Below are 9700 nucleotides of genomic sequence, written 5' to 3' on the forward strand. Positions count from 1 at the left end.
TCCCTGTCGCGACACGCTGAAAGATCAGGGCTGTTGGGTGGTCACGCTGTCACCCGCCAACAGCGGCGCGGACAGCGGCGTCCAGCCCGGGCCGTAGCTGCCCAGCCCGTTCCAGTCCAGGCGCAGCGGCCAGGCCCCGGTGCCCAGTGGCGCGTTCGGGTCCAGTACCGCCGCACCCAGGCCACGCAGCACCCGCACGCCGTGCACCGGCAGGGACGCCGCCACCGGCATGCGCCCAGCCTGGGCCAGCAGGTTGGCCACGGTGGTGCCGACCGGGACCACCAGCGGTGTGCCGTCGAGGGTCACCCGCAGGCAGGCCTTGGGCACCACGCGACCGCGGAAATAGGCGACCGGCACTGTGCCGCCCGGCAGGTTGCTGGCGCTGCTGAGGGCGGTGAAGCTGGCAGCGGCGGCGAGGCTGAAGTTGTTGACCGTGGTGGTGACCGCCGGGTCGCTGGCGCTGGCCAGGGCGGACGGTGAGAACAGGCGGTAAAACGGGGTGATGAAGGCCGGAAAGTACAGGTCGGCGGCATCGGCGACGCCGCCCATCTGTTGGGTGGTGTCATGGGAAGGTGGCGGGTTGACCGACAGCGCGCCGCCGCTGACCAGCTGGCCGATAAAGGAATCCCAGCCGGTGCTGATGCCGCCGGAGCTATCGACGAACTGCCCGACCGGGTAGTCCACGGTCGGTCCGGTCACATAGCCGTTGCTCCACTTCAGGTCTGAGGTCGACTGCGACAGGGTCTGGAACGGGCTGGCGGCGACCCGCAAGATCATGCCCGGGCGAAGGTCCACCGAACCGAGGGTGGCGCCGGTGTCGGGCGACGGGAAGGACAGGCCGAAGGCGTAGTACAGCGACTCCTCGAAGGTCTGCGGCATGGCCCGGGCCAGCGCGTCCTGCACGGCGATGATGCCCCATGCCGCAGCACCGGCGCTTTCCAGGGCCTGTAGAAAGGCCACATAGGCCTTGAGCAGGCCGCTGCGCACGGGCTGGGTGTCGAAGGTCCAGGGTGAGTCGGTGCCACTGGAGGCGATCGCCAGGCTGTAGGGGTAGGGGGTGCCCGTGGCCGCTGCCAGCGTGAACGGCCCTTGGGAAATGGGCAGCCCGGTCAGGCTGTCGGTCTTGCCGATCTGCGGCAGGTACAGGGTCAGTGCGCTGGCAGGCGCGCTGCCACTGAGGGCGGTGCTCAGGGACGCCGCCGGGATCAGGTGTGGGAAGCTGCTCGACGCCGCTTGCGCCGAGGGGATGAAGGCGCTGCGGTACAGGGCCGGAGCCTGGCTGGCCGGGCCGATATTGTCGATGCCAAGCACCGGCTGGTTGGCTTGCACTACCACGCTGAGGGTCGCCTCGGGGGTGCTCGGGGTATAGGCCCAGCTTTGCTGGAGCACGCCGGCGCTGGAGGTGAAGGCCTGGTCCACGGAGGTTGTGCCGGATACCGTCTTCAGCACCGAGATCCGGTAGCTCTGGCCCTCGTTCACGACACTCCAACGGGCGCTGAGAGTCGCACCGTCGTAATCCACCACGACATCCCGCACCGGGGTAGTCGCCAGGACGAAAGGTGCGCTGGCCGGGCCGATCAAGGTGCAGCCATTGACCGTTCCGGCGCTGCGCAGGGTGACCTGGGCCGGGTTGCCGCCATTGGCCAGTTGAGCCGGGGTGAGGGTGGTGCGGGTGCCCGTCAGGTCCAGGTGCTGGCCGCCGGGCAGGCTCAGGCGGTAACCGGGGGCGCCGACGAGTACGGCCCAGCTCAGGGTACCGCTGGCGCTTACGGCATCGGTGTCCCAGCCGCTGATCTGCGGGATCGTCACGGGCACGCCGAGGGCGGTGGTACTGGTATTGCGCACCACGCCTCTGCTCGGCGCCAGGCAAACGGTGAGGGCCGCGCCGCCGCTAGTGGCCGGCAGGGCCAGGCGCGCAGTATTGCCATTGACGCCCAGGCTGCTGGTAACCGTGCCGTCGAGCAGCAGGCTGACCGTGGTGAGCTCGGCACCGGTCACCGAGGCCGGGGCTTGCCAGGTGACCTCAAGGCTGCCGCCATCTGCGCTGACCACCAGGCTGGTAAAGTTGGCGCAGCCGGTGATGATCGGCAGCAGCTCGCCTTCGGCGCCGACGCCGCCGGCGCTGCCATTGGCGATGACCTGCGCCACCCAGGCCTGGGTGCTGTCCAGCGGCGCGGCCAGGGGAATGCTGCCGGACGTGGCGCCCGCATTGCTGACAGTTGCCAGGAAATGTTCTCCGCTGGACAGGGAAACGGCCTGCAGGGTGTAGCCCGTCACCGCCGGGTTGTAGGGAATCACCCAGTCGAGTTTCAGTGCAGTGCCGTTGTAGTCCACCGAGGTCAGCACCGGGCGGGTCGACACGATCGGCGTCAGCGGGCTGACCAGGCCGGCGCCGCTGGCGGTCAGGGCTGTGACCGAGAGTTGGAAGTTCTCGCTGTCGGCCAGGGCGGCAGGCAGGGCAAGGGTGGCGCTGCTTGCGTTGGTGCCAGGGACGTTGAGGCTGTAGCGGGTGGCGCTGGCCGGGTTGCTGGCGCTCAGGCGGTAACCGACCACGCCGCTGGCAGTGGTGCCGGTCCAGCGGGCGACGATGCGATTGCCGTCGCGGTACAGATTGGCCTTGTCCAGCACCGGGCGGGCCATCGAGGACGGCGGGAAACTCGCGGCATCGGAGCGTGCGCTGGCGCTGTTTTCGCCGACTGCCGCGACGTACACCACCCATTCCGAGCTGTCGCCCAGGCCGCCGCCGAGCTTGTCGTTGTCGATCAGCGCGGATGAGGTCTGTCGGCCGCTGACCGGGACGTTGTATGTGGTACCGATGTTTTGCGACACGACCAGGATTTCGTAGCCGCTCGCAGCCTGCCACGAAGGCTGCCAGGTCACCTGCAGGCCGTGGCCGTCGTAAAGTGCCTCGTCAAGGGTCGGCCGCGCGGTGGGCAGGATCACTGGCGCGCTGTTCTGCCCGCAAGTGCTGCCCCATTGTGCCTGGACCACGATCTGGTAGGTGACGTCGGTGTTCAGCGGCTGGCTCAAGGTCAGGTTGCCAATCCCAGTGTTCTGGCCTTGGAACACCTGGCTCTGGTAAGCGACCACCGGGGCGCCGCCGCCCAGCCAGGCGAGCTGGATGACATAGCCGGTGACCGAGGTGTCGCTCGACGGGGTCCAGATCACCCGCACGCTGTTGCCGTCGTAGATCGCGGACTGAATAACCGGGTCGGTGTTGTTTTGCGCTTGTGCGTGAACGGCCATGCGAGCCTCCGGAGGAAGGGCTGGAAAGAAGGCGCCGGAAAGAGAGGGCGTCGGGGAATGCGCGCTGGCGCATCCCCGCAGGCGTCACTGGTCGGGGGTGTTGTCGAAGTCCTGCAGCCACTCCTTGGGCAGGGCGGCGCGGATTTCGGCGCGGCTGCGCAGCGCCTTGCGCTCGCTGACCGAGGCCAGCGACTGCTGCATGTTGGCGTCGCCGGTGAGCAAGCCGCCGGCGTAGTAGGTGCCGGAGGTGGGGTAGGGCTGGGTCAGCAGGTTGTGCACCTTGCCGCTGTACTGCTCCAGGGTCAGCTCGGTGACCCGCGCCTTGCCGTCGATGCTGGTCAGCTCGTCACCGACCCGCAGGTAGCGGGCCTGCACCGGCAGGCCGTTGGCGAGGATCATCGGGTGCGTGCGGGTGACCAGCACGTTCTGCCCGGCATCGGTCCTGACTCGGATCATCGGATGGATCTCGTTGCCCTGGGTGGTGCCGCGCACCTCGCTGGTCTTGCCATCGGCGCTCTTCACCGACTCACCGCCCTTTCCGGTAAAGGCCTCCACCGGGCGCTGGCTGCCGTCGGCCAGGGTGATTTCAGTGCCTGCGGCCAGGCAGCCCTGCATGATGTAGAGCGGTGGGATGATATTGACCCCCGGAGTGCCGAGGTAGGTGCGGTCGCTGGTGAAGTTCAGGGTGCCGAAGGGCGGTTCCTGGCCCTCGCTGCCATTGAGCGCGACATAGGCGGTGACCCACAGGTTGGCGGCGGTGCCGTCGTAGTAGTTGATGCAGGTCTTGTTGTTGGGGAAGGCCGAGGCCGGGTAGTTCCACGAGATGGTTTGGCCGTTGGCGGTCCAGTATTGCTGGTCGAGCACGCTGCCTTGCTGGAAGAACACATTGCAGCCACCGCCGGCGGGGTTCTGGATATAGATCGAGGTGACCCCGGCCGCAGGTGAAACCACGCTGTTGGCGAAGGTGGCCGTGCCTGACAGAGGGAAGACGAAGTCGGTCGGGTGCGCGTTAGCGTTCCAGTAGTCGCACTCCTGCTGGCTGCCGCGGTACCAGCACAGCTTGATCTGCTGGGTGTTGGCTTTGGTGTTGGTGCAACTGGTTTCGTAGGTACCGGTGCAGTTGCCGGCGCTGTTGCGCACGCAGTAGTTCGGCTGGTTGAGGCAGGCGCTGGTGGGGTTCACGGTGTCCTGGAAGGTCTGCACGAAGATCACCGGCGAGGCGACCGGACCTGCGTTGGCCGGGTAGTAGTAGAACAGGCCCTTGGCCTGGGTGGTCGGGCTGCCGTCGTCGGCAGGCACCAGGCCTTCGACCTGGACGCGGAAGTCCGTGCCCTGGCCGTACTGGCTGTTGGACTTGGTGGCGTAGACCTTGCCGGTTTCCACCTCGTACAGCTCCATGACAATGGAGGTGGTGGTGGTGCCGCCGACCACCGAGGAAATCCCCGTGGCCTGGTAGCCCGGCTGGGTGGCCGAGAGGGTTGCCTCGCCCTGCTTGGCGCCGACACCGTTGTCCTGGGAGAAGGTGGCGATGAAGTTGAGGTTCTGGATGCCGTCTGTGGCGGTGGCATTGACCGCCAGGGCCTTGCTGGGCTGTGCGGCATTCTTCTTCAGCGCGGCGGTCGCGATATCGCGGCCATTCTCCAGGCTGCGGAACAGCTGTGGCGCGTTTTCCGGGGTTTTCCCGGCGCGCTTGAAGGTTTCGGTGATGTAGCGGTAGTGCAGCGGATTGGCCAGGTCGAGCTGGTGCGGGATGCCGGGCTTGACCTCGGCGTCGAGGGCCTTGATTTCGGCTTGGGCCTCGGCGTGCAGTGCCTGTGGTACGGCGTGGGCCGGAGTGGTCGTCAGTGGGCCAAGCACGGCCAGCATAAGAAAAGCGTGACGCACAGCTCGAACGAAATCGCGAGTCGCCATGATGTCTTCCCTGAGGTGGTGGCTAGCGGCTCACTGGCACCGGGTGCCAATTCCTTTTGAGCGCCGGGTGCTCGAAACATAGTTGCGGGGGTAGCAAACTGCAAATGATTATTTCAGTGGTTTCGGGGGTATGAAATAGCGTTGTGTGCTGAGCAAGTGCCCGTAAACGCTGGGCGGGAAGCGTTTTAGTAACGACTTGGACAGGCTAGAGGTGGCGGAATCCGGGGCTTGTGGCGGAGAGGGAGGCGATTTGGAATGAGGCCATTTGACATCAATGTGTCTTGGTTCTCGCGGGTGATAGTGGCAATTTCCGATGAAAGGGCCACTAATCCATACGGCATAATCAGAAAGTATTAATTGCGCCGCTATCCTTAAAAATCGAACTCCCACCGATCAATAAGGGGTTACGCACATGGCGACGATAAGTGGAAATGATGGTGCCAACACGTTGAGCGGGACATCGCGTGCCGACACCCTTAACGGCCTGGGAGGCAACGATACGCTCAACGGGAATGACGGCAACGACATCCTGGACGGCGGAACCGGCAATGACCTATTGATCGGGGGTGGTGGCAACGACAGCTACCGCTTCGGGGGTGGTTACGGCAATGATGTGATCGACAACAGCGGCGGCCAGGCCAATGACCTCGACAGCATTCAGCTGGTCAACCTGAACGCCAGTCAGATTCGCTTGACCCGGGTCGGCAATGACCTGGTGCTGACCCTCCTGGCCAGTGGCGAAACCCTGACGGTCAGCCAGCATTTCCTCGATGCCAACCATGCCATCGACCGTATTCAGTTCGCCGACCGCACCACCTGGAATGCCAGCGCGATCCAGGCCAATCTCTACTACCTGCCCGTCACGCCCACCGCGGGTGCCGATGTTCTCAATGGGAACCCTGATAATGACGTGCTGCAGGGCCTGGGAGGTAATGACACGTTGTTCGGCAACGGTGGCAACGACCTGCTCGACGGTGGCAGCGGTGCGGACCGCATGGAGGGGGGCATCGGCAACGACACCTATGTGGTCGACGACCAGGGCGATGCAGTGGTGGAGGCGGCCAACAGTGGTGACGACACGGTGCAAGCGAGCATCGACTACACCTTGAGTGCCAACGTCGAACGCCTGACCCAGTTGGGCACCGGCAATCTCAAGGGCACCGGTAACACCTTGGCCAATACCTTGATTGGCAACAGTGGCAACAATACCCTGGACGGTGGCGATGGTGCCGACAACCTGCAAGGCGGCGCCGGCAACGATACGCTGTTGGGCGGTGCCGGTAACGACAGCCTGGCCGGCGGTGACGGCAATGATGTACTCGACGGTGGCGCGGGCACTGATAGCCTGGCCGGTGGCACCGGCGATGATCTTTATTTGATCGCCCAGGCGGGTGATAGCATCAGTGAGGCTGGGGGAGAGGGGAGCGACACGGTCCGCGCATCCATCGCGTACACCCTCGGCGCCAACCTGGAAAACCTCGAACTCACTGGCACGGGTAACCTGGCGGGCACCGGCAATGTCCTCGACAACCGCCTGACCGGCAACAGTGGCCGCAACACGCTCAATGGCGGGCTCGGCAACGACTGGCTGGCAGGCCGCCAGGGCAACGATACCTATGTGTATGGCCTTAACGGCGGCAACGACCTGGTCGACAATAGCGGCGGGTTGGCTGCCGACGTCGACACGCTGCAACTGACCGGCCTTAACCCTGCGGATGTGCGCTTTCTGCGCAGTGGTAATGATTTGGTGATGCTGGTTTCGAGCAACCTCCAGACGCTAACCATCAAAAGTTTCTACTTGGGCGCGGACTTCGAAATCGACCGTGTCCAGTTTGCCAATGGCACCGTGTGGACCAAGGCGACTTTGCTCGCCAACGTGCAAGCGGGAGCTACCAATGGCCCGGATGTGTTGTTTGGCAGCAATGGCGACGACCTGATTCAGGCGCTGGGCGGCAACGATGAGATCCGCGCGCTAGGTGGCAACGACACGCTCGAGGGCGGCACTGGCGACGATGCGATGTACGGCGGTGCCGGGGACGACCTTTACCAGGTCGACAGTGCGGGTGATCAGGTCAATGAAGTGGCGGGTGAAGGCAGCGACACCGTCCGGGCTTCGATCAGCTATACGCTGGGCAGCAATGTCGAGAACCTGACACTGACCGGTTCGGCCAACCTCGATGGGGTCGGCAACGCCAGTAACAACCAACTGCAGGGTAACGCAGGCAACAACCAGCTCAGCGGCGGGGCGGGCGATGACAGCCTTGATGGTGGTGTGGGTGACGACACGTTGCGCGGCGAGGATGGCAACGACACGCTGCTAGGGGGCGGCGGCGTGGATTTCCTCTGGGGTGGTGCCGGTGACGATCGGTTGATCGTCGGCAACGGCCAGGTGGGTACGTTCCTCTTGGGCGAGGCCGGTAACGACACCTTCGATGCCCGCAGCCTGAGTAATGGCAGTGGCGCGAACCTGATTGGCGGGACCGGTAACGACACATATCTGGTTGACGGCACGGGTGACCTCTCCATCAGTGATGACAATGGGCTCGGACAGTTCAACGTCGTTCAGTTCTCGGCCAATATCAGTCCCGGCGACCTGCACTTCGTGAGGCCGGCTGACCGTTTCAATGACTCGGGCAACATGCTGATCGAATTTCCAAATGGGCATCGCCTGTTCATTGGGAGCATGGGGTTGGCCTACCCACAAGACTCCGGCGAAGGCTTTGGTGTGCAAGCCTTCCGCTTTGCCGATGGCACCGAGTGGAATCGCGCTGAGATCCTGCACCGTGCCGGCTGGTATTTCGGCACTACGCAAAATGACAGCATTGTCGGCAGCGCCGGTCACGATTATCTCAACGGTTCGGCGGGCGACGACCAGCTCAATGGCGTTGCAGGCAATGACTACGTCAACGGCTGGGTGGGCAACGACGCCGTGGCCGGTGGCGATGGCAACGACCTGGTGGATGGCAACGAGGGCAATGATGTTGTCAGCGGCGGTGCTGGCGATGACCAGCTGTACGGCGGCTATGATGACGACATCCTGTCTGGCGACAGCGGCAATGATGTGTACCACTATTTCCTCGGGCGCGGTGCGGACATCGTCGATAACCGTAGCGCTGAAGTGGCGGACCACGACGTCATTTTCCTCGAGGACGTCCAGCCAGCGCAGGTGACCGTCACGCGCGTTGTCAATGATCTACTGCTGACGCTGAATGCCAGCGACAGCATCACGGTCGTCGAGTACTTCCTTGGTGGGGAGGCACAAGTCGGCGAAATACGCTTCGCCAATGGCACGGTCTGGTCCCTGGCGACTGTCCTTGCAATGTTCCGTTCACCGCCCAGCTCGACCGATGACAGCGTGACCACCCACGAAGATACGCCGCTAGTGCTGCAAGCGAGTGATTTTGGCAATTACAGCGACCCGCAGAACACCCCGCTGGTCGCCGTGAAAATCACCAGCCTGCCCGTGCTCGGCAGCCTGCAGTACAACAATGGTAGTGCCTGGGTCGCGGTGGCTCAGGACCAGGTCATCAGCAAGGCCGACCTCGATACTGGCAAGCTGCAATTCGTGCCGGTGCCCAATGGTAATGGCAACGGCTATGTCAGCATCGGTTTCAAGGTTGGCGACGGTACCGACTTCTCGATCGACGCCAATACCTTGAGTGTCGATGTGACGCCGGTCAACGATGCGCCAACCGGCGTGGTGGCCATCAGTGGCAACGCCACCGAAACCCAGACACTGACCGCCGTGAACACCCTGGCAGACCTCGACGGCCTTGCCGCCATCAGCTACCAGTGGCAGTTGTCGGCCGACGGCAGCAGCAATTGGACCGATATCGCCGGCACCACCAGCACCACGCTGGTGTTAAGCAATGCCTTGCTAGGCCAACATGTGCGTGTGCTGGCCAACTACACCGACGGCGGCGGCACCGTCGAGTCTGTGGCCAGCGTGGCAACCGCAGCGGTCGCGCAGTTGGTCAACCTGTTCGAGGGCGATGCCAATAACAACGTGCTCGACGGTACCGGCTTTAGTGACATCCTCAGAGGCTTCGCAGGTGCTGACGTTCTCAACGGCTATGCCGGGGAGGATGTGCTGGAGGGTGGTGATGGCGATGACACAATCACCGCTGGAGACGGCGATGACACGCTGACCGGTGGCAACGGTGCCGACACGTTGCGTGGCGATAATGGCGCCGACACGCTGAACGGCGGAGCCGATGGCAGTTTCGATCAGTTGTTCGGCGGTGATGGCGACGATCAGCTGACGTTGGCCTATGGCCGAGCATACGGTGGCAACGGCAACGACCTCCTCGATGTACGCGCGGCATTGATCGGTGGCTTTGTGGATTTGTCCGGCGACGCAGGCAGCGACACATACCGCGTTGGCAATGCTGCCCAAAGTACTTATATCAGCGACTTCCGCAGCCTCAGCAGCGCCGAGCTGAACCTGGTTGAGTTCAGCACCGACATCGACCCGGCCACGCTGCAGTTGTCGCGCAGCAATGACAACGTGATCGTCACCTTCGCCAACGGCCGCACGCTGCAG

3 protein-coding genes are annotated in these 9700 nt (G+C 64.1%); 1 reads left to right on the top strand and 2 read right to left on the bottom strand.

The annotated features are described in order from the left end of the window. Positions 1-24: 24 nt before the first annotated feature. Both QQL85_RS10345 and QQL85_RS10350 read right to left on the bottom strand, forming a co-directional pair. A complete protein-coding gene (locus QQL85_RS10345) occupies positions 25-3246 on the bottom strand; it encodes a hypothetical protein (RefSeq protein WP_284353825.1) in 3222 nt (1073 codons plus the stop codon). An 84-nt stretch (positions 3247-3330) separates the two neighbouring features. Continuing rightward, positions 3331-5157: a Hint domain-containing protein gene (locus QQL85_RS10350; RefSeq protein ID WP_284353824.1), complete on the bottom strand. Its 1827-nt coding sequence runs from the start codon at positions 5155-5157 to the stop codon at positions 3331-3333. Between the two features lie 412 nt (positions 5158-5569). Here QQL85_RS10350 and QQL85_RS10355 point away from each other — a divergent pair. Next, positions 5570-9700 (top strand): beta strand repeat-containing protein (locus QQL85_RS10355; RefSeq protein WP_284368767.1); only part of this gene is annotated, 4131 nt, incomplete at its 3' end.

The sequence above is a fragment of the Pseudomonas putida genome, assembly GCF_030159595.1.
Lineage (GTDB): Bacteria > Pseudomonadota > Gammaproteobacteria > Pseudomonadales > Pseudomonadaceae > Aquipseudomonas > Aquipseudomonas putida_AC.